At 35.0% G+C, this 20,751-nt stretch carries 21 protein-coding genes; 11 read left to right on the top strand and 10 right to left on the bottom strand.

The annotated features are described in order from the left end of the window. The first annotated feature begins 49 nt into the window (after positions 1–49). Positions 50–592, top strand: coding sequence for a GNAT family N-acetyltransferase (locus G508_RS0116660; protein ID WP_026706370.1), 543 nt, complete (start codon positions 50–52; stop codon positions 590–592). A 251-nt stretch (positions 593–843) separates the two neighbouring features. On the opposite strand, the gene G508_RS19235 is transcribed toward G508_RS0116660, so the two are convergent. From G508_RS19235 to G508_RS0116620, 7 genes are all read right to left on the bottom strand, one after another. Next, positions 844–1,329 (bottom strand): porin family protein, encoded by a 486-nt coding sequence (locus tag G508_RS19235; protein ID WP_051197715.1) that lies wholly within the window; start codon positions 1,327–1,329, stop codon positions 844–846. A gap of 94 nt (positions 1,330–1,423) precedes the next feature. Continuing rightward, positions 1,424–2,836 carry an FAD-binding oxidoreductase gene (locus tag G508_RS0116645; RefSeq protein ID WP_035695038.1) on the bottom strand — a complete coding sequence of 471 codons (1,413 nt, stop codon included), beginning with the start codon at positions 2,834–2,836 and terminating at the stop codon, positions 1,424–1,426. 117 nt (positions 2,837–2,953) lie between these two features. Next, positions 2,954–3,349, bottom strand: coding sequence for a response regulator (locus G508_RS0116640; protein ID WP_026706368.1), 396 nt, complete (start codon positions 3,347–3,349; stop codon positions 2,954–2,956). Continuing rightward, positions 3,336–4,856 (bottom strand): sensor histidine kinase, encoded by a 1,521-nt coding sequence (locus G508_RS0116635; protein WP_026706367.1) that lies wholly within the window; start codon positions 4,854–4,856, stop codon positions 3,336–3,338. Before G508_RS0116635 ends, G508_RS0116640 begins: the two co-directional genes overlap by 14 nt. An 83-nt stretch (positions 4,857–4,939) precedes the next feature. Next, positions 4,940–5,836 carry a site-specific tyrosine recombinase XerD gene (gene xerD, locus G508_RS0116630; protein WP_026706366.1) on the bottom strand — a complete coding sequence of 299 codons (897 nt, stop codon included), beginning with the start codon at positions 5,834–5,836 and terminating at the stop codon, positions 4,940–4,942. 90 nt (positions 5,837–5,926) lie between these two features. Next, positions 5,927–6,346 (bottom strand): hypothetical protein, encoded by a 420-nt coding sequence (locus tag G508_RS0116625; RefSeq protein ID WP_026706365.1) that lies wholly within the window; start codon positions 6,344–6,346, stop codon positions 5,927–5,929. A 138-nt stretch (positions 6,347–6,484) separates the two neighbouring features. Then, positions 6,485–7,078, bottom strand: coding sequence for an outer membrane beta-barrel protein (locus tag G508_RS0116620; protein ID WP_026706364.1), 594 nt, complete (start codon positions 7,076–7,078; stop codon positions 6,485–6,487). A gap of 282 nt (positions 7,079–7,360) precedes the next feature. On the opposite strand from G508_RS0116620, the gene G508_RS0116610 reads away from it, so the two are divergent. From G508_RS0116610 to G508_RS0116590, 5 genes are all read left to right on the top strand, one after another. Further along, positions 7,361–7,885 (top strand): porin family protein, encoded by a 525-nt coding sequence (locus G508_RS0116610; RefSeq protein ID WP_026706363.1) that lies wholly within the window; start codon positions 7,361–7,363, stop codon positions 7,883–7,885. A 152-nt stretch (positions 7,886–8,037) separates the two neighbouring features. Then, the gene (locus G508_RS0116605; RefSeq protein ID WP_026706362.1) at positions 8,038–8,568 is read left to right on the top strand and encodes a porin family protein; all 531 of its coding nucleotides are present in this window, start codon (positions 8,038–8,040) and stop codon (positions 8,566–8,568) included. 98 nt (positions 8,569–8,666) lie between these two features. Then, positions 8,667–9,080 (top strand): type II 3-dehydroquinate dehydratase, encoded by a 414-nt coding sequence (gene aroQ, locus G508_RS0116600; protein ID WP_026706361.1) that lies wholly within the window; start codon positions 8,667–8,669, stop codon positions 9,078–9,080. A gap of 111 nt (positions 9,081–9,191) precedes the next feature. Next, entirely contained in the window at positions 9,192–11,672 is a 2,481-nt protein-coding gene (locus G508_RS0116595; RefSeq protein WP_026706360.1) for a DUF5686 and carboxypeptidase regulatory-like domain-containing protein, read from the top strand. Between the two features lie 56 nt (positions 11,673–11,728). Further along, positions 11,729–12,079, top strand: a complete 351-nt coding sequence (locus tag G508_RS0116590) for a hypothetical protein (RefSeq protein WP_157486082.1) — start codon at positions 11,729–11,731, stop codon at positions 12,077–12,079. A 64-nt stretch (positions 12,080–12,143) separates the two neighbouring features. On the opposite strand, the gene murA is transcribed toward G508_RS0116590, so the two are convergent. The 3 genes from murA to G508_RS0116575 all read right to left on the bottom strand — a co-directional run bounded on the left by murA (position 12,144) and on the right by G508_RS0116575 (position 14,553). After that, positions 12,144–13,457, bottom strand: a complete 1,314-nt coding sequence (gene murA, locus G508_RS0116585) for a UDP-N-acetylglucosamine 1-carboxyvinyltransferase (RefSeq protein WP_026706358.1) — start codon at positions 13,455–13,457, stop codon at positions 12,144–12,146. 92 nt (positions 13,458–13,549) lie between these two features. Next, positions 13,550–14,266 (bottom strand): DUF4290 domain-containing protein, encoded by a 717-nt coding sequence (locus G508_RS0116580; RefSeq protein ID WP_026706357.1) that lies wholly within the window; start codon positions 14,264–14,266, stop codon positions 13,550–13,552. 2 nt (positions 14,267–14,268) lie between these two features. Then, positions 14,269–14,553 carry a DUF493 family protein gene (locus G508_RS0116575; RefSeq protein ID WP_026706356.1) on the bottom strand — a complete coding sequence of 95 codons (285 nt, stop codon included), beginning with the start codon at positions 14,551–14,553 and terminating at the stop codon, positions 14,269–14,271. A gap of 272 nt (positions 14,554–14,825) precedes the next feature. Here G508_RS0116575 and G508_RS0116570 point away from each other — a divergent pair, with 272 nt between their 5' ends. From G508_RS0116570 to fmt, 5 genes are all read left to right on the top strand, one after another. After that, on the top strand, positions 14,826–15,467 hold the full coding sequence (locus G508_RS0116570; protein WP_026706355.1) for a tetratricopeptide repeat protein: 642 nt from the start codon (positions 14,826–14,828) through the stop codon (positions 15,465–15,467). A gap of 248 nt (positions 15,468–15,715) precedes the next feature. Then, positions 15,716–16,855 carry a T9SS type A sorting domain-containing protein gene (locus G508_RS0116565; protein WP_026706354.1) on the top strand — a complete coding sequence of 380 codons (1,140 nt, stop codon included), beginning with the start codon at positions 15,716–15,718 and terminating at the stop codon, positions 16,853–16,855. Between the two features lie 363 nt (positions 16,856–17,218). Further along, the gene (locus tag G508_RS0116555) at positions 17,219–17,758 is read left to right on the top strand and encodes an AAA family ATPase (RefSeq protein WP_026706353.1); all 540 of its coding nucleotides are present in this window, start codon (positions 17,219–17,221) and stop codon (positions 17,756–17,758) included. 102 nt (positions 17,759–17,860) lie between these two features. Then, positions 17,861–19,753, top strand: coding sequence for a RecQ family ATP-dependent DNA helicase (locus tag G508_RS0116550; protein WP_035695035.1), 1,893 nt, complete (start codon positions 17,861–17,863; stop codon positions 19,751–19,753). Continuing rightward, positions 19,753–20,700, top strand: a complete 948-nt coding sequence (gene fmt, locus G508_RS0116545) for a methionyl-tRNA formyltransferase (RefSeq protein ID WP_026706351.1) — start codon at positions 19,753–19,755, stop codon at positions 20,698–20,700. The genes G508_RS0116550 and fmt overlap by 1 nt, the downstream gene beginning before the upstream one ends. The last annotated feature ends 51 nt before the right edge of the window (positions 20,701–20,751 follow it).

Below are 20,751 nucleotides of genomic sequence, written 5' to 3'. Positions count from 1 at the left end.
TTAATTTTTAAACTTTAATTTTGTCGCTTCCGCAGATAAATAAATAGCTATGAACAGTAGTAAGAACTATATTTTCACTTCCGAAAGATTAGGTTTCAGAAATTGGATTGAAAGCGACATCGGGAAAATGGTAATCATCAACCAAAATCCAAACGTGATGGAATTTTTTCCATCTATTCTCTCTCTCGAAGAAACAAAAAATTTTATAGAAAGAATGCAAGAGCAATTTGTAGCAAACAAGTATTGCTATTTTGCTGTAGATGTTTTGGAAAGCGATACTTTTATTGGATTTATTGGATTATCCGATAAAGATTTTGAATCAGATTTCACTCCTTGTGTGGATATTGGCTGGCGATTATCCGAAAACCATTGGTATAAAGGCTATGCAACCGAAGGTGCAAAAGCTTGCTTGAACTACGAGTTCAATCAATTGGGTATTAAAGAAATAGTTGCAATCGCTCCAAAAATAAATATCAAATCCGAAGAAGTAATGAAAAAAATTGGCATGCAAAAGCTTGAAAACTTTGACCATCCTTTATTATTAAATGACAATCGGCTTCGAGAATGCGTTTGCTATTCGATAACCTTTTAAAAAAAAATAAAATTTAAAGCAATACTATTATTATATTTACTCCATAACTTAAAATTAAATTCACCTAAAAAAAATATAATTATGGCAAAGAGTCAGGATGCAAAAAAAACCGTAAAGAAAGAACCTTTGAAAACTGCAAAGGAAAAAAAAGAAGAAAAACGAGCTAAGAAAAATGCTCCAAAAAGAGACTAAAAAAAACAAAACCATCCGCCGAGGCGGATGGTTTTTCAACTTAAAACACAAAACAATTATTAAAATTTATAACCCACTCCTACATAGATTCCGCTTACTTTTACATCTCCAAATCCCATTGAATAACGAGCAGAAACGTCCAGATCTTCAGTAAAATCATAACCCGCACCAAAATCTACATTTACTTTGAATTCATCTTCTTCTGCATCCAGCAAGTAGTTGATACTTGGCCCAGCCATCACATTAAACTTCTCAGCAAAAGTGTACTTTCCTAAAACTGGAACGTTCAAAAGATTAAAATCTTTGATTGAAACGTATAAAACTTCTGGCTGAATGGCAAAACTTTCGTTGACACCAATTTCTGCAAAACCACCAACGAAGAATCCTGTTTCAGAACCTTTCGCTGTTGCAGTAAATCCCATAACGGTTACTGTTTGTTCTACGGTTGCAAAATCCACACCCGCTTTTACTCCAAATCTTGTTTCTTGTGCAGTCATTCCTAAAGTTCCTGCAAACAAAAATGCTCCTAGTACTAATTTTTTCATGATTAATTGTTTTAGTTATTAATACTGTAAAATTAGCTTTAGAAGCATTCTCGAACAATACGACAAATGTCGTATTTTAGTTTTTTCTTAACATTTAGATATAATCCGGCAAGACCTTTCCAGGATTTAAAATACCATTCGGGTCAAACACCTTTTTAATGCCTTTCATCAAAAGCAACTGAGTGTTATTGAAGGCGATATCCATATAATTTTTTTGAACATACCCAATGCCGTGTTCACCAGAAAGTGTTCCCTTCAAGGCTACCGTCAATTCAAATATCTCGCGGATTCCTTTTGGAATTTCAGTTTTCCAATCCTCATCAGACATATTGCCTTTTACGATATTCACATGTAAATTTCCATCACCTGCATGACCATAACAAACCGATTTGAATCCGTATTTATCTCCGATTGTTTTGATGCCAATTAATAATTTTGGCAGTTCATATCGTGGCACTACCGTATCTTCTTCTTTATAAATTGAATTTGATTTTACGGCTTCGCCAACAGCTCTTCGCATTTTCCAAAGGGCATTTTTTTGGTCTTCGGTATCGGCAAAAAGAATTTCATCGATGTTGAATTGCTCCAATACTTCGCTGATTTTTTCAGCTTCTGCAAAAAGAACGTCGGGATAATTTCCATCCACTTCAATCAAAAGATGAGCCTGAACTTCATCTTTTATAGCAATGCTAACACCATCTACAAAACGCAAGGTCCAATCGATAGCATCTCGTTCCATAAACTCCAATGCACTTGGCGTGATTCCAGCACTAAAAATCTTTGAAACCGCTTCACAAGCTTGATTTGCATCAAAAAAAGGAACCAACATTAATATATTATGAGAATTCTTAGGCAAAAGCTTCATCACAATTTTTGTAATGACCCCCAAAGTACCTTCGCTTCCTACCATCAATTGCGTCAAGTTATAACCCGTGGAGTTTTTTAAAGTATTGGCTCCAGTCCAAATAATCTCGCCTGTTGGCAAAACTACTTCGAGATTCAGTACATAATCCTTGGTAACTCCATATTTCACAGCTCTAGCTCCACCCGAATTTTCGGCTACATTTCCGCCTATCCAGCAACTTCCTTGACTACTTGGATCAGGAGGATAAAACAGATTTTTTTCGGCGACAGCCTCTCTTAAAACCTGAGTAATAACAGCTGGTTCCACAATTACCTGCAGATTTTTTTCGTCAATAGTGAGGATTTTATTGAAACGTTCCATTGATAACCCGATGCCTTTATGGATACTCAAAGCCCCACCACTCAAACCCGTCCTACCACCAATTGGAGTTACTGGAATATGAAATTGGTTGGCAATTTTTAGAATCTCCGAAATTTCTTCGGGCGTTCCAGGTTTTAGCACGATCGATGGCGGAAAAACATAATCTTCCGTTTCGTCATGTCCATAATGGTTTCGGGTGACTTCGTCTAAAAAAAGAAAGGATTGACCCACTACTTTTTCGAGCTGGTCAATCATTTCTTGGGATAGTATACATTCTTTCATAAACAGTATTTTTGACATCCGAATCTAAAATTCAGCCTTCAAAAATACTATTTATTTGGTTGTGACATCATTTCTTTGGAGAGAAATAAAAAATGAAATTGTCGCTAAAATTATTTCCTAATTCAAAAATATCTTGCAGATATCTGCCTCATTGATAGGCTTCAGGAAATAATCTGAGATTTCATTTTCATACACTTTTGCTCTATTTATATCTACACTGTCATTAGAAGAAGTAATGAGATAAATGGGTGTTTGCAAATTAAAATCGGCTTTTAGTTTCTTGAATTCTTCCAAAAATTGCCACCCATCCATCACAGGCATATTGATATCCAACATAATAACATCCGGAAGCGAATTCGTACTGATTTTTTGTTTTAGCGCTTCTAATGCATCTAAACCATTTTCACAGAAGCAAGGTGTAACGGAAATTCCGTTCTTATTCAATAAATTTTTTAAAATAAAATGATAAATCTTATCATCGTCAACCACAAAAACCTTTTTATAATTCTTCATTAAAATAAATTTTAAAACACGAACCTGAGTTCACTTTACTCACAACTTCAATTCTCCCCCCCATTGCTTCAACCTGGTTCTTTGACATGAACAATCCAATTCCTCTAGAATTAGGATGTCTATGAAAGGTTTTATACATCCCGAAGAGTGCTTCACCATGTTTTTCCAGGTCAATTCCTAGTCCGTTATCCGATATCGACAAAACCTTTTCTCCATTTACAATCGCAAAATCATAATGAATTTTTGGTGTTCGTTCTGGGTGTGAATACTTGACAGCATTTGTAGAAAAATTCAAAAGTAAACTTTCCAGATAAGCAGGATTGAAATGCACCGTCAAATCTTCTGGAATATTGATTCTTATATCGACTTTATGTCTTGTAAATTCTTCACTCAACAAATTAATCATCTTTCTAAGGTATTGAGAAAGATTAAGATGCTCTTTAATTGGTTTTAGATCAGAATGAATATCGACTAATTCCTTTAAATTCTCAATAGTTTCAGATAAATCATTCGAATTTGTTCTCAAATAAATCAAACTTTCGTCTTTGATATCCTGTTCATTATCACCTTCAATTATATCCAAAAGCATTTTGAAGTTTCCAGCATGCGAACGTAAATTATGGGAAACAATATGGGCGAAATTCAGCAATCGCTTGTTTTGTTCGTTCAAAATTTCCAAAGTTCGCTTCAATTCATTCTCCTTTTCAATTTGCCTGGAAATATCAGAATGCATCCCGATAACCCTCAATGGATTGCCCAAAGTATCTCGCTCGATTACTTTTCCTTTGCTTAAAATCCATTTATAAGCACCATCATTTGTTTGCACTCTTTGCAAATTCTTATAAAAAGGTGTCTTGTTTTCAAAATGGTACTGAATGTCTTTTTTATATTTTTCAATATCTTCTGGGTGGATTCGACTATCCCATTTATCAATTGCCATGATACTATCTTTCTCCTCAAAACCCAGCATTTTCATGGACTGTGATGAAAAAAAGACTTGGTTCGTCTTCACGTCCAAATCCCAAATTCCTTCAGATGATGCTTCGAGGGCAAATTCATATCGTTGCTCGGAAATTTTTAGTTTTAGTTCCTGCTGTACATTTTCGGTAGTATCACTAACTCTTCCATAAAAAACAAGCAACCCACCATCGCGTTCAATTGTCGCATTCACTCGATACCATCTCAGTCCTTTTTCTGGGAGATTGCATCTAAATTCAAAAAACCAGGTGTTCAGATTTACTTTTGCATTTTCAATAGAATTTAAAAAAGCATGAAAATCTTCGGTAAGGATTTTCTTCTGTAGTACATCGATAGTATTTTGCTCTATTTCTTCTTCGGTTAGTTCAAAATGACTTACTACCGACTTACTCAAGAAAGGAAACTTTATGGATCCGTTTTCCGAAATGGTCATCTGGAAGATCAAATCTGGTATTTGCGATAGAAGCTTGTCATAAAAAACATTCTTTTCTTTATACCGGTACGAATCAGGGAACTTATCTAGTTTCATGTATTTAATTGGGGCTGAACCCTTTGAAAATTCAAAAAGGTCGTATTAAACGGTGGCAAATTTACACAAAATTTACATAGGTTTTATTTTCTTGGATGAAATGAGTTCATTATTTCCGAAAGGTGCTTTCTATTGAGATGAACATAAATCTCTGTCGTCGTGATAGATTCATGTCCAAGCATCAACTGTATCGATCTCAAGTCGGCTCCATTTTCGAGCAGATGAGTTGCAAAAGAATGTCTCAAGGTATGGGGACTGATGATTTTGTTAAGGTTTATGGCTGTAGCCAAATCTTTAATGATAGTGAAAATCATGGCTCTCGTGAGCTGTTTTCCTCTTCGGTTCAGGAAAAGTGTGTCTTCGTGGCCTTTTTGAATGTTCAAATGATTTCTGATTGATGTTCTATAAATCTCAATATATTTTTGAGTCAAATCACCAATGGGAACAAATCGTTGCTTGTTTCCTTTTCCAGTCACTTTTAGAAAACCTTCATCAAAAAACAAATCCGAAATTTTGAGTATCGTCAATTCGGAAACGCGAAGACCACAACCATAAAGCGTTTCGAGCATGGCCCTATTTCGTTCACCTTCGGGAGTACTCAAGTCGATGGCACCAATCAGCCGATCAATATCCTCGACTGATAAAGTATCAGGCAATTTCCTTCCTATTCGTGGCGCTTCTATGAGTTCCAGGGGATTATCAGGTCTATAATCTTCAAAAATCAAATAGCTAAAAAAGCTTTTCAATCCCGAAATGATTCTGGCCTGTGACCTCGGGTTCACATCTTTTGAAATTTCATAAATAAACTGCTGAATCGTTTCTTCAGAAATTTTAATGGGGGAAATTTCTATTTGATTTTCATCCAAAAATTGACATAACCGTTCGATATCAAATGAATAATTGTCGATGGTGTTTTGCGACAACCCTCGTTCGATTTTTAGATAGGATTGAAAATTTTTGATAAATGTTTTCCAGCTCATTCCACAAATTACGAGAATATTTACCAATAAAAAAACCTTTCCGGGAAAGAAAGGTTTAGGATAGATAAAGGATAAAACTCCTTGAATCAATTATTGTTTTTCGTAAACCGATGCATAGAAACCACCCTCAAATTCTTCTTCATAAAGCGTTAATCGCGTATTATTTTCAGAAAATATGATCTTGTATTCATCGGTCAAACCATCTAGTGAGAATCTATACATGTTTGCTTCTCCAAGCTTTCGCCACTGTCCCTGATAGATTTCGGTTTCTTCGCCACAATAATTGTAGGTAAGCTTAAAACTGCCATTGCCATTAAAAAGCATGAATTCATCGTCACAGGGCTCATATTGTGAGGCTTCGAATCCATTTTCATCAAGATCTCCAATGTATTTCCAATTTCCAACAATCACATTGTTCTGATCCACTCCCGAACCTCCATCATCCGAACCACAAGAAACAGTAGCCATCCCGATTGCTACTATCATAATAAATAATTTAAGTGTCTTCATTTGTTTTAATTTTAAGTTATCAAGGCAAAGTTATCTTATGATCAAACCCAATGAAATACCTAACAGTAGTGATTTTTGAGCATAAAAAAACCACGCAAATTGCGTGGTTTTAAAACAATATCTTTTAGAATTAAAAGATTAGAATTTATAGATTAATGCAAAATTAACATTTGTCATATCTAAAGATAAATTGAATGTGTTTGTAGATTCAGCACCATCAACATCAAATTTAGAACTCGTATAACCCAAAACTCCAACAGAAGCTTGTCCTGCAAAATTTTTGCTGAAGAAATAGTTAATCCCAGGAGCTAAAGCAACTCCGAAAGATTTTAAATCAATAGTTTCTCCATCACCAACTTTAGAAGTTCCGTAGCTAGCTCCTAAACCTGCAAATAAAGAAAATTTGTCAGCAGGAGTAAAATAGTATTTACCACCAACTGAAAAAGCAAAACCTTTCGCTTCAACTTCCATAGACTCTCCTTCAAAATCCATAGTCATAGTTTGCTTGTTAACTGAAACAGCTGCTTCTAAAGCAATATTTTCAGTTAGAAAATAACCTACTCCAGGTGAAAAATTATAACCGTCAGATTTAGCATCACCCATTTTAGTTGAGTTGATACCAAGTGAACCTGTTAAATACAAATCTCCTTTTGCGAAACCTTCTGTTCCTTCTTGTGCGTTTGCAAAACCGAATGTCATTACGGCTAATACTGATAAAATAACTTTTTTCATTGTTTTTGTTTTAAATGTTTGACCAAATTTATATTAATTTTCCGTCAACAAGATATTAAGAAAACCACAGTTATCAACAAAGTTATCAACAGTTTATCAACAATTAAAACATGTGCTAAAAAAAATAATTATCCACATAAGCCCGAAAATACTAATGATATTACCAATTAAAGAACCAATAAAATACAATATTCAAATATTTATTATTAAAAAGTAAATAAAAAATATTTTGACAACACAATACATTTCATATATTTGTTAAAACATTTAAAACAAATACTTATGAAAAAATTACTTTTTGTAGCAGTAGCTACTATCGGATTTGTGTATTCAGGAAGTGCACAAGATGTTAATTTCGGGGTAAAAGCAGGTCTAAACAACACCAACTTTACTGGAGATGCAGACTCAGACGCTAAAACAAGTTTTTATGTGGGAGGTTTTGTAGATTATGCAGTTTCTGAAAAATTTCATCTTCAACCTGAACTTTTGTATTCTTCTGAAGGTGCTTCGGATGATTTAGGTCTTAGCTACTTAAGAATTCCAATTATGGCAAAATATTATGTAGCGGAGAGCTTCAGCCTTTTAGCAGGACCTTCTGTAGCATTTAAAATTGCTGCTGAAGACGATGGATTCGATGAATTCACTAAGTCAATGGACTTTGGTTTAGGATTTGGTGCTGCTTATGATTTAGAAAATGGTTTGTTTTTTGACGCTCGTTACAACTTAGGTTTACAAAACATTAGTGATGTAGATGGAGTTGACATTAAAAATACTGGATTTCAAGTTGGTTTAGGATATAAATTCTAAAAAAACTTACAATACAATTATTTAATGCGGAAGTTTTCTTCCGCATTTTTTTTTAAGCACCTACAAATTTTAATATCTTTTATTATAATTTTAATGTTTAAGAAGATGATATTTCGATAATTTTACATCAAACTTAAACAAACCCCACAATTATGAAAAAGTTATTTATCATGGCAATCTTAGTGGTTGCTGGTTCAACGAGCATGAATGCTCAAGGTTTAGATTTCGGAGTTAAGGCTGGTGCCAATTTTGCAAAACTTGACGGAGACGATATTAGCGGAGACAACCTAACTAGTTTTCACGTTGGTGCATTATTAGAAGTGAATGTTTTTGAAAACTTCTCTGTTCAACCAGAGGTACTATATTCATCTCAAGGTACCAAAATAGAAGATGAAGATATTAAATTAGATTATCTTTCGGTTCCTGTTTTGGCTAAATTTTATTTAATTTCAGACAAATTAAGTCTAGAAGCTGGTCCACAATTCTCATTTTTGGTTAATGACAACATAGAAGAGCAATTTGAAGCTGAAACATTCGATTTTGCAGTAGTGGGAGGTTTAGCATTTGATGTAACCAGTAATATCTTTGTTCAAGCAAGATATGTTACGGGGCTGACCGACACTTCTAAAGATGCAAAAATAACGAATCAAGTTATTCAACTATCTGTAGGTTTGAAATTCTAATCTCAGCAAAAAAATATTTCTCAAGGCCGTTTCAAATTTGAAACGGCTTTTTTTGTTAAAGCAACTTCAATTTTATTATTTTTACTGAAAAACAAATCATGAACATCATCATCATCAATGGACCAAATCTTAATCTCCTAGGAAAACGAGAACCAGAAATTTATGGCAATCAAACTTTTGAGGATTATTTCGAGACATTAAAACAGAAATTTCCACAGCTAAAACTACATTATTTTCAAAGCAATATCGAAGGTGAAATAATTGGCAAAATTCAGGAAGCTGGTTTTTCTTTCGACGGAATCATCTTGAATGCAGCTGCCTATACTCACACTTCAATAGGAATTGGTGATGCCGTCAAAGCAATTACAACTCCCGTTATTGAGGTACACATTTCAAACACTTTCTCCAGAGAAGAATTCAGGCACCAATCCTATATTTCTCCTAATGCAAAAGGAGTAATTCTAGGATTCGGACTGCAAAGCTATGATCTTGCAATTCAATCTTTCCTTTAATAATTTCAAATAAATTTCCTTAAATTCATTATAAAATATGTAAAATCGTGTTAATTGATTTGTGGATGCAACCTTTCTATTGATATATTCGTCTTACCAAAAACAATTAACATGAAACAATTATCTACCTTATTTTTACTATTTTCTAGCTTAGTAGGTTTTTCACAAATTAAAGGAACAGTAACTGACGAGAAAAATCTTCCGCTTCCCGTTGTTTCCATTTATGTAGAAAATACCTATAACGGAACCTCATCCAATGAACTAGGTCAGTATGAATTGAACATCAAGACAACTGGAAAACACACCCTTATTTTTCAATATCTTGGTTATAAGACCCAAAAGAAAACAATTACCGTTGATAAATTTCCCTTTATTTTAGATGTAAAATTATATGAAGAAAACATTTCGCTTGCCGAAGTAATCATCAATACTAAAGAAAACCCTGCCAATGCCGTGATCAGAAAAGCGATTGCTGCAAGAGAAAATAATGCCGACAACACTGCGAGATACAAAGCCGATTTCTATTCGAGAGGAATGTTCAAACTCAAAAACGTTCCGAAGAAATTTATGGGTCAGGAAATTGGCAACATGGATGGAGCCTTAGATTCCACTGGAAGTGGCATCATTTATCTTTCGGAAACAGTATCCAAGATCATGATTGAGAAACCAAACAATTTTAAAGAAAAGATAATTGCCTCGAAAATAAGCGGAAACGATAACGGTTTTAGCTATAACTCAGCTCGCGGAACTAATTTTGACTTCTATAAAAACACCGTTTCATTTGGTGCCAATATGATTTCTCCCATTGCAGATAATGCTTTTAGTTATTACAAATATACCTTGGAAGGAACTTTTCAGGATGACAACAACCAAATGATCAACAAAATAAAACTTACACCAAAACGAGACAGAGAACCTGTTTTTGAAGGCTACATTTATATTGTTGAGGATTCTTGGGCAATTTATGGGATTGATGTTGACATTAAAGGCTATCGAGCTCATCAGGAATTTATGGACGTTATGAACCTTAAACAAAACTACAACTATAACAAAACCAATCATATTTGGTCTAAAAACCTCCAAAGTCTCGATTTTACAGCTGGTGCATTTGGAGTGAAATTTTTCGGAAAATTCACTCACGTTTTCAGTAATTATGAATTCCCTAATGAATTTGAAAAAAAAACCTTTAGCAATGAAATTTTGAGTTTCGAAGAAAATGCCAATAAAAAAGATTCTGTTTTTTGGAATACCAATAGGCCAGTTCCCTTGACCTTGGAAGAGAGTAATGACTATGTCAGAAAAGATAGTTTGCAAACCTTGAGAAAATCAGAAAAATATTTAGATTCCATTGATGCAAAAGGCAATAAGTTTAAGATTTTCGATATCATTTCGGGTTATACCTATAAAAAGTCAATGGAAAAATGGACCTTCAATTATGCAGGCATTCTTAACTTATCCTCTTTGAGTTACAACACCGTTCAGGGTTGGAACTTGGATTCAGGTTTTTCATTTCGAAAATGGAACGATGAAAACGGGAAATATACCTACATCAATTCTACCTTTAATTATGGCTTTGCCGAAGACCGACTTCGTGTTACAGGAAGCTATTATCACCGATTCAACAATCAAAATTATGCCGCAATTTCGGTTTCGGGTGGAAGTGCCGTTAGCCAATTTAACAACTCACCTCCTATTTCTAAACTCGTAAATTCCATCAGTTCCTTGTTTTTCAAAGACAATTACATGAAACTTTACAACAAGGAATTTGCCCAAATCAATTATGGCCAAAACGTGGCAAACGGTTTGTATTTGAATGGGAAATTAGAATATGAACAACGAAAACCACTTTTCAACAACACCGATTATGTCGTGTTTAAAGACAGCGATTTGTTTACTTCCAATAATCCATTGGCTCCAGATGATTATCTGAATGCTCCATTTGAGCAACATCACGTAATGAAAGCTTCGATTTTCGGAAGGATTAATTTCGGACAAAAATACATTTCAAGACCTGATGGAAGGTTTAACATCCGAAACAATAAATATCCAACGTTGACTTTCAATTACGAAAAAGCTTTTGCTGCAACCAACAAAGACTATGAATATCATGCCGTTTCTGGATCAGTCTATTATGATAAAACCTTTGGAAACAAAGGAACACTTTCGATGAATTTGAAAGGTGGAACCTTTTTTGATGCCGATAACATTTCGTTTATCGACTACAAGCATTTTAACGGAAACCAAACCCATATCGGAACCGACGAACGTTATCTGAATGTCTTCAACTTGATGCCCTATTATCAAAACAGCACGAATGATGCTTATTTTGAATCGCATTTCGAGCATAACGACAACGGTTTTATCATGAACAAAATTCCGTTATTGAACAAACTAAATTCAACACTTATCCTGGGATTTCATAATTTGGCTACAGCCGACAGAAAACCGTATCAGGAATTTTCGGTTGGTTTAGACCGACTAGGTTTTGGAAAATTCAAGATGCTTCGTGTAGATTATGTTCGTTCCTATCAAAACGGATACATAGGTGACGGAGTAGTTTTTGGATTGAAATTTCTGAATATGTTTGAGTAAGATATACTTTTTTTCATTTCATATCGTTCTAACAATCAACCTTTAAACGATATGGAATGAAAAAAATAATTTACATGTTGAGCTTTATCTTTCTCGTCTTTTTGTTCTTTGCCTTTCAACCAATCGATACTTCTTTGGAAAACTCAGTAAAAGTTGAAGGCGTTGTAAAAAACATTACCGAAGCCGGAACAAAAGATATCCTATTTGAATTAGAAAACGACAAGACAACGTATTATATCAACCGTGGATTTGAAAAAGGACTTGTTTCGCCCAATGCTTTTATTGGCAAGCAAGTAAGCTTATATTATGCCAAGAATTGGACGCCATTAGCACCTTTTGGAACAACAAGCAAGCATATTACACAACTGCAAGTAAACGATAAAATTGTGTACTCTGAATTTAAGTAAACAAACAAAAACCCGAAGAACTAGTAAAGTCTTCGGGTTTTCTATTTTATAATCTAAAATAAGATTACTCTCTCACAATTTTAGCTCCAATCGCTCTCAATCGTTCGTCTATATTTTCATAACCTCTGTCGATTTGCTCAATGTTTTGAATGGTACTGGTTCCTTTTGCCGAAAGCGCTGCAATCAACAACGAAATTCCCGCACGAATATCTGGCGAAGACATCGTAGTTGCTTTTAGTTGCGATTCAAAATTATGCCCCATAACTACAGCACGATGCGGATCACACAACATGATTTTTGCACCCATATCGATCAATTTGTCCACGAAGAACAAACGGCTTTCAAACATTTTCTGGTGGATCAAAACATCTCCCTTTGCCTGTGTTGCCACAACCAAAACGATACTCAACAAATCTGGAGTAAATCCAGGCCATGGAGCATCAGCAACGGTCAAAATCGAACCGTCAATATCGGTTTTGATTTCATATCCGTCTTTGTGTTCTGGAATATAAATATCGTCGCCTCTTCTTTCTAATGTAATTCCTAATTTTCTGAAGGTATTTGGAATAACTCCAAGATTGTCCCAACTCACATTTTTTATTGTGATTTCGCTTCTTGTCATGGCTGCAAGACCAATCCATGAACCAATTTCAATCATATCAGGAAGAATCCTGTGAGTACAACCGCCAAGGCTTTCAACACCTTCAATGGTCAATAAATTAGAACCAACTCCGGTGATTTTAGCACCCATCGAGTTCAACATCTTGCATAATTGTTGCAAATAAGGCTCACAAGCTGCATTGTAAATCGTGGTAGTTCCTTTTGCCAAAACCGCCGCCATCACAATATTTGCCGTTCCCGTAACCGAAGCTTCGTCAAGAAGCATGTTCGTTCCTTGCAAACCTTCTTCTGGCGTTTCCACACCATAAAAATGGTCTTCTCTATTGTATCTAAATTTGGCACCAAGGTTGATAAAACCTTCAAAATGAGTATCTAATCTTCTTCTACCAATCTTGTCTCCTCCCGGCTTTGGAATATATCCTTTTCCAAAACGAGCCAAAAGTGGCCCAACAATCATAATCGAACCCCTCAACGAGCCACCTTCTTTCTTGAAAGCTTCTGTTTCCAAGTACCCAACATTCACCTCATCCGACTGGAATGTGATGGATCCTTTTTCATTCTTTTGGATTTTTACACCCAGATTACCTAGCAAAGTAATCAGTTTGTTGACATCAATAATATCCGGAATGTTATTGATTGTCACTTTTTCTGGAGTTAATAATACCGCACATAAAATCTGTAAGGCTTCATTTTTTGCTCCTTGTGGCGTGATATCTCCTTTTAAACGGACACCACCTTCAATTTTAAAAACTCCCATCTTTTTTAGTTATAAGTTATGAGTTATAAGCTATGAGTTATAAGCCGTTACCAATGTAACTCTTAACTTATAACTCATAACTCACAACTTCTTTATGGTTTTCTATTTTGGTTTTTATGAATTGGGTTATTTGACTTTCCCTTTTTCATAATCTTTGGTTTTTGAGATCCTGCCGTCGTGATTTTGTTCGACATTCTTTGGTTGGTTCGCATCAGGTCATTTGTTTTTAGCAATTCTTCTGTGCTACCAATCATATTAATTTTTCCACCTGAAAGTTCAAGTAAATGTTCAAAAATAACATCGTCTTTCACGGTATCCTTATTCCAACTCAAATAGGATTTTTTCATGTGGTTGGCAATTACCATCACCAATGCTTCTTTCAACTCGCTTTCTTCCCATTTGTTGGCTACATCAATCATATATTTGATGTTGTTGCCATAAAAACGATACTTCGGAAAATTTTGAGGATAGTTTAAAACATCAGGTTTCAATTGCAACACTTCGCGTGAAGGAATCGGATAAGGCGAATCGACATCCAATTTAAAATCCGACATGATAAAAATCTGATCCCATAGCTTGTGCTGAAAATCGGGCACATCACGCAAATGCGGATTCAAACTTCCCATCACTTGGATGATATATTTGGCCGCCTTGTTTCGCTGTTTGCGATCTTCGATAACAGTTGCCTGGTCGATTAATTTTTGCAAATGTCTTCCATATTCTGGAATGATCAAATGTTGCCTTTCAGAATTGTATTCCAAGTTGAACACCACATCATTTGCATTTTCTTTTATATATTTTTCAGTCATATTTATAGGGAAACTATACCTTCGATTGTAGAAACTTCAATGTATTTGTCAACGATTTCCTGAGCACTTTTCATCTGTACATCAACCGAAAGGCTGGTGAATTTCGCCGTTTTAGATTGTGTAGTTTTGATAACCGCTCCAAGACAATTAAACGCCTCTTTCACTGCCTCAATCTTCGCTTCATCAGTAGGTACAATAAATTTAAATAAGTATTCAGCCGGCCAAGTGTTGCTGTTATCGAGTTCCACTTTTAGCCTTTCATAAAATTCTTCAGTCTTCTTGTCCATCGTTCATTAAAAATAAACAGCAAATATACATTTTTTTGATTTAAGAATTTTCTTTTGAAGTTTAAGAATTTGGTGGAGCGAAACGGTTGGTTCGTGTTTGAAATCCATGTTCCTGTCTTCCTTCCAAATCTTTTTATTTTTTTAAAGAAAAAAAATAAAAAGGATTTTCCCTCCAGCCAGGGCTATTAGAGTTTCCATTTTAACTTGGGAAACTTTTACAAGATTGTGGATATAGAAAAATCTGTACATTTGCTTTAACCATTGCGTTATATATGAAAAAACCAATATTTTACATCTTTACCTTTATATATTTAGGAATTCTTTTTTTTCTCATTACCGCTTTGCAATCTTGCAAAAATGAAAAAACAAAAGTAGTATACACCAAAAAACACGAAATCATCAACTATGGAAATACGGGTATCAAAGATAAAAAAGCCGCTGAGCTTTTCAATGAAGGTTTGAAAAATGTTGAAAACAGGGATTTCTATACTGCAGAAGAATTTTTCCAAAAGGCAGATGCTATTGAAAAAGACAATACAGTAATTTTAAACTCTATAGCTTTAATGTCTGAAAAGTTTAGCAATTATGAAGAAGCAGAACTAACCTACAACAGAATATTTTCAAATGATACCTTAAGCATAATCACCTATATAAATTACGGAAGGTTTTTAGTTGCACAACAAAAATTTGAACAAGGAAATCAAATCCTATTGAAAGGCTATCAAATTGCTCAGCATTTAAATAATAGTATTGATCCACTATTGCTTTTTAATTTGTCTATTTCCTACTTTTATATGAAAGATTGTGAAAATGCCATAAAATTTATAAAATTGGCCAAAGCCAATGCCGCCGACGAAATCTTTCGAAAACAAATTGAAGAATTCCTTTTCGAAATGACCACTATCTGTCGCTGATTTCTACAGTAAGCAACATAACATTATGCAACTTCAATCCACTTCCGCAAACTTATCCTTTCGAAGCATGATGAATCACATCATCTAAATCCAAGTTTGCAGCACTACTTTAATCTGATCTCTCCTATCGGCGAGATGACAACGTTGTGAAAATGATTGTGGTCAACAATACCTATTTATAGGTATTGCTGACGCCAACTAAACGTGATACATTTGGTTTTTAATATTTACCCTAAAACCTTTCTGTTATGAAAACAAAACTACTTTTTGCTTTTTTAAGCATTATCTTCTTTTCAACTTCCTATTCCCAACAAGAAGCTTCAAGCTACATCTCGGGCTTGGTTGAGCCTTCGGCAATCATCAATCAGGGAAACATGCTGTATGTTCAAGGTCTTAAAAATTTATACCAAATAAACACTGAAGCAGATAATCCTAGTGCTACTACAATTTATACTTCTCCAACGGATTTTTATATGTCGAACCTCACCGTTGATGGAACTATGCTCTACATTTCTGAAGAAAATTATGTTGAAGCTTTGGATGAATTTGTGGGATGTCGTATTATCTCTCTTGATTTAAATAATTTAACTGCTACTCCAAATGTGATTTTTTCTACTACACAATACGTCTCTTCTTTAGCAATCAAGGATGATTTTATTTATTTTACTTCAGAAACTACTCCAACTGGAGAGGACAATTTTACGGTTGAAGTACACAAGATTGACATTACTTCGATAAATCCTGTAGCTACAGTTTTAATCAACAGCCTTACTACTGATGAAGTCGCAAATGATATGACTTTTTATGGTAACGATTTGCTAATATCCGTGGGTGCAGATGCTAAAATTTATAGCTATGATGTAACAAGTAGTGCCACAACTGCATCCGATTTTCTGACCGGCCTTAGCTTCAACAAAGGGATTTTTGTTAGTGGCAATGCGCTATTTACTGCCGAAGCACATTTTATTAAAACAAAACAGCTAAATAACACTTCTTCTCTGACTTCGGTTGCCCAAAATACTATGTATCAAGATTCTAATAATGGAATACCTTTTAATGCCAACTTCAGAGATGTTGTTTTGATTGGCGATACACTTTATATGACCTTGAAGAACCAAGGAAGAGTGGTTACTGTGCAAGATGCCAGCTTGTCGGCTACTGAGTTTGACTATAACTTGAAAGCTATTTCTATTTATAACTCTACAACTGAACTGAACGTTACAGGATTAGAAAACAGCCAAACTGCTACTGTATATAATTTATCTGGACAATTATTACTTACAAAACAAGTTTCGGTTGACGATTATTCAATGGACATCAGTTCGTTTAGCGAGGGTGTTTATTTGGTGACATTGGATAATCAAAAGACTTTTAAGTTTATTAAATAGTCAAATATTTATTTTCTTAAAGAAAAGACCTGACAGATTTTAGAATTTGTTAGGTCTTTTTGATTTTATCCTACGTTTGCAGCGCGACTTGAGGGAATTGCTTCACAATGACAAGTTTGTGGATTTGCTGGATGTGATTCCAAGGATCAAATCGTTTCCTCCCGAAGCTTCAGGATAGCCCTGACTGGAGGGAAAATCCTTTTTATTTTTTTTCTTTAAAAAAATAAAAAGATTTGGAAGGAAGGCAGGAACACGGATTGCTAAAATGCCCTAACGATTTGCTCCTAAAAATTAACGGCATGGACTGAAATAGTTTTTAATATCTCGAAATATTTGGGTAAGTTTGCCCCTTATTTCAAAAAAATGCAGAAAGAAATAATTGTCATCATCGGCGGACCTGGAACGGGAAAGACTACTATTATTGATGGACTTGTGAATAGAGGGTTTTGTTGCTATCCAGAAATTTCTCGCGAGGTGACGATGGAGGCTAAAAAACATGGAATTGAGCAATTATTCTTGGAAAATCCGTTGCTTTTTAGTGAACTTTTGTTGGAAGGACGCGTGAAACAATACAAAAACGCCTTGAACGAACCACACGAAAATGTGTTTTTGGATCGTGGTATTCCGGATGTTTTGGCCTATATGCATTATATTGGCGACAGTTATCCTGCTCATTTTGACGAGGCTTGTCGAGCAAATATTTATACTAAAATCTTTATTCTTCCGCCTTGGGAAGAAATTTACACGAGCGACGACGAACGTTATGAAAACTACGAACAAGCGAAGCTTATCTATAACCACTTGACCGAAACTTACCAAAAATATGGCTACAACTTAATTGAGGTACCAAAAGACTCGGTTGAAAAAAGGATTGAGTTTATTTTAACGCATCTTTCGAAATAGTTGTCAGTTGTCGGGTATCTCTTATCGATTACTTATTATTGTGATAAGTTTTTGTAGATTTAGCATTTAGAACTGACAACCAAAAACTGACAACTGATAATTATGACTCCCCTTTCTATTCTTCAAAAATATTGGAACCATGATACTTTTCGTTCAGTTCAGGGCGAAGTGATTGCTTCTATTCTGGAAGGGAAAGACACGTTTGCATTGATGCCAACGGGTGGCGGGAAGTCGATTTGTTTTCAGGTTCCAGGGATGATGAAGGACGGGATTTGCTTGGTGATTTCGCCTTTGGTAGCGTTAATGAAAGATCAGGTGGCGAATTTGCAGTTGCGAAACATCAAAGCAATTGCTTTAACTGGTGGAATCCAATCGGACGAAATGATCGATCTTTTAGACAATTGTCAGTTTGGAAATTATAAATTCCTTTATTTATCGCCCGAAAGACTGCAATCTGACTGGATTTTAGAACGAATTAAAAACCTTCCCATAAATCTTATTGCTATTGACGAAGCACATTGTGTGTCGCAATGGGGTCACGATTTCAGACCGGCCTATTTGAAGATTTCGAGCTTGAAGACGCATTTCCCGAAAGTTCCTTTTTTAGCTTTGACCGCTTCGGCAACCAAAAGAGTTCAGGAAGATATAGTGACGCAATTGGGATTGGAGCAACCAGTGGTTTTTCAGAAATCATTTGCAAGGGAAAATATTGCCTATATGGTGTTTGATATCGAAGATAAATTGTTTCGTATCGAACAAATTTTGAAGAAAAACCCAGAACCTTCCATTATATATGTGAGAAATAGAAAGTCATGCTTGGATATTTCGTCCCAATTGCAATCCTTAGGTTTTAAATCAACCTATTATCATGGTGGTTTGGATTCTAGGGAAAAAGACAAGAACATGAAGCTTTGGATGAAAGAGGAAGTTCAAGTAATTGTGGCTACGAATGCCTTCGGGATGGGAATTGACAAGGCGAATGTCAAGACCGTAATTCATATTCAACTGCCTGAAAATCTTGAAAATTATTATCAAGAAGCGGGACGTTCAGGTCGAAATGGAGAAAAAGCCTATGCGGTTTTACTTAACAGTCCTTCGGATATTTTTCAAGTTGAGAATCAATTTATTGCGGTTTTGCCTGATAAGGAATTCTTGAAAACCATGTATGTTAAGTTGTGCAATTATTTTCAGATTGCTTATGGAGAAGGCATTAACGAGGTGTTTTCTTTTAACTTGAATCATTTTTGTGTACAATATCAATTTCCGATTTTGAAGACCTTTAACGCAATGCAATTTCTGGACCGCCAAGGAATTATTTCGCTTTCTCAGGAATTTTCAGAGAAGATTTCGGCACAGTTTATCATTTCTTCAAAAGAGGTTATTCGGTATATGAGTTTGAATCCGTCAGACGAAGAAATTATCCTGACTATGCTTCGAACGTATCCTGGAATCTATGAAGTATCGACGGCTTTGAACATTTCTTTTATCGCAAAAAAAACAAAAACTACTGAAGAAATGGTTTTGAAAGTGCTTCAAAAATTAAAAGAAAAGGAAATTATAGCCTATCAATCTAAAAATAATGATGCGACTTTGACTTTTAATGAAGTTCGCGAAGACGAAAAAACCATCAATCGAGTTTCGAAATATTTGGAAAACCAAAACAACTTGAAGAAAGAGCAGTTGCAATCGGTTATGGAATATGTGAAAGATAAAAAAAGATGCAAATCAAAAATAATATTGAACTATTTCGGGGAAACCAAAACCGAAAATTGCGGAATTTGTTCCTATTGCATTACTTTGAATAAAAAAGAGACGAACGTTTTGACATTGGCAGAAAAGATAAAATTCCTATTAAGAAATCAACCCTTAAGTTCTAGGGAAATTCAAATTAGCACACAAGATTCATCAGAGGATGTTATCTTTGCACTTCGTGAAATGTTAGACAATAACCTTATCGATATCACTTCCAATAATAAATATAGTTTAAAAAAATAATGAACAAACTACGAATCGTTTTTATGGGAACTCCAGAATTTGCCGTTGGCATTTTGGACACCATTATCAAGAATAATTATGAAGTCGTTGGCGTGATTACAGCTCCTGACAAACCTGCTGGACGTGGCCAAAAGATAAAATATTCGGCCGTGAAGCAATATTCAATGGAACATAATTTGAAACTTTTGCAACCTACAAATCTCAAGAACGATGATTTTCTGACTGAATTAAAAGCGTTAGATGCCAATTTACAAATTGTTGTCGCCTTTAGAATGCTACCAAAAGTAGTTTGGGAAATGCCCGAATTGGGCACTTTTAACCTTCATGCTTCACTTTTACCCAATTATCGTGGAGCAGCTCCAATTAATTGGGCCATCATTAATGGGGAAACCAAAACAGGCGTTACTACTTTTTTTATTGATGACAAGATTGACACTGGTGCGATGATTTTGAATTCGGAAATCGCTATTTCAGAAACAGAAAATGCAGGAGAATTGCACGACCGATTGATGGATTTAGGAAGCAAGACTGTTGTAGAAACCCTAGCCTTGATTGAAAAAGGAGAGGTAGAAACGACCCTTCAAACGGACAGTCCAGAAATTAAAACGGCTTATAAACTAGATCGAGACAATTGCAAAATTGATTGGGAAATTTCGATTCAAGAAATTTATAATTTAATAAGAGGACTTTCTCCTTATCCAGCAGCTTGGTGTTTTTTTACAGATAATAATCAAGAGTGGAACGTAAAAATCTATGAAGCCAAAATGATTGAGGAAGAACACATCTTAACTATAGGACAGATTATAGCAACAAAAAAAGAACTGAAAGTAGCCGTAGCTGGTGGATTCATCCAAATTATGAGTTTGCAATTTCCTGGAAAGAAGAAAATGACAGCACAGGAATTTTTAAACGGAATGACTTTTTCTGAAAATGCTAAAGCTTTGTAAGGTTGCGTAAACACTGATTTGAGCGAAATTTTGAAAAAAACAACTTAGTTT

Origin of the sequence: Flavobacterium soli DSM 19725 (assembly GCF_000422705.1) — a bacterium.
In the GTDB taxonomy this organism is placed as follows: domain Bacteria; phylum Bacteroidota; class Bacteroidia; order Flavobacteriales; family Flavobacteriaceae; genus Flavobacterium; species Flavobacterium soli.
This window is presented reverse-complemented; position numbering and strand designations above follow the sequence as displayed.

Coding starts and splice junctions, on each gene's coding strand:
- G508_RS0116610 (WP_026706363.1), top strand. CDS start 7,361: ATGAAAAAATTACTTTTTGTAGCAGTAGCTACTATCGGATTTGTGTAT.
- G508_RS0116645 (WP_035695038.1), bottom strand. CDS start 2,836: ATGAAAGAATGTATACTATCCCAAGAAATGATTGACCAGCTCGAAAAA.
- G508_RS0116620 (WP_026706364.1), bottom strand. CDS start 7,078: ATGAAAAAAGTTATTTTATCAGTATTAGCCGTAATGACATTCGGTTTT.
- G508_RS0116625 (WP_026706365.1), bottom strand. CDS start 6,346: ATGAAGACACTTAAATTATTTATTATGATAGTAGCAATCGGGATGGCT.
- G508_RS19235 (WP_051197715.1), bottom strand. CDS start 1,329: ATGAAAAAATTAGTACTAGGAGCATTTTTGTTTGCAGGAACTTTAGGA.
- murA (WP_026706358.1), bottom strand. CDS start 13,457: ATGGGAGTTTTTAAAATTGAAGGTGGTGTCCGTTTAAAAGGAGATATC.
- G508_RS0116590 (WP_157486082.1), top strand. CDS start 11,729: ATGAAAAAAATAATTTACATGTTGAGCTTTATCTTTCTCGTCTTTTTG.
- G508_RS0116555 (WP_026706353.1), top strand. CDS start 17,219: ATGCAGAAAGAAATAATTGTCATCATCGGCGGACCTGGAACGGGAAAG.
- G508_RS0116605 (WP_026706362.1), top strand. CDS start 8,038: ATGAAAAAGTTATTTATCATGGCAATCTTAGTGGTTGCTGGTTCAACG.
- G508_RS0116580 (WP_026706357.1), bottom strand. CDS start 14,266: ATGACTGAAAAATATATAAAAGAAAATGCAAATGATGTGGTGTTCAAC.
- G508_RS0116635 (WP_026706367.1), bottom strand. CDS start 4,856: ATGAAACTAGATAAGTTCCCTGATTCGTACCGGTATAAAGAAAAGAAT.
- fmt (WP_026706351.1), top strand. CDS start 19,753: ATGAACAAACTACGAATCGTTTTTATGGGAACTCCAGAATTTGCCGTT.
- G508_RS0116595 (WP_026706360.1), top strand. CDS start 9,192: ATGAAACAATTATCTACCTTATTTTTACTATTTTCTAGCTTAGTAGGT.
- G508_RS0116660 (WP_026706370.1), top strand. CDS start 50: ATGAACAGTAGTAAGAACTATATTTTCACTTCCGAAAGATTAGGTTTC.
- G508_RS0116640 (WP_026706368.1), bottom strand. CDS start 3,349: ATGAAGAATTATAAAAAGGTTTTTGTGGTTGACGATGATAAGATTTAT.
- G508_RS0116575 (WP_026706356.1), bottom strand. CDS start 14,553: ATGGACAAGAAGACTGAAGAATTTTATGAAAGGCTAAAAGTGGAACTC.
- xerD (WP_026706366.1), bottom strand. CDS start 5,836: ATGAGCTGGAAAACATTTATCAAAAATTTTCAATCCTATCTAAAAATC.
- G508_RS0116550 (WP_035695035.1), top strand. CDS start 17,861: ATGACTCCCCTTTCTATTCTTCAAAAATATTGGAACCATGATACTTTT.
- aroQ (WP_026706361.1), top strand. CDS start 8,667: ATGAACATCATCATCATCAATGGACCAAATCTTAATCTCCTAGGAAAA.
- G508_RS0116570 (WP_026706355.1), top strand. CDS start 14,826: ATGAAAAAACCAATATTTTACATCTTTACCTTTATATATTTAGGAATT.
- G508_RS0116565 (WP_026706354.1), top strand. CDS start 15,716: ATGAAAACAAAACTACTTTTTGCTTTTTTAAGCATTATCTTCTTTTCA.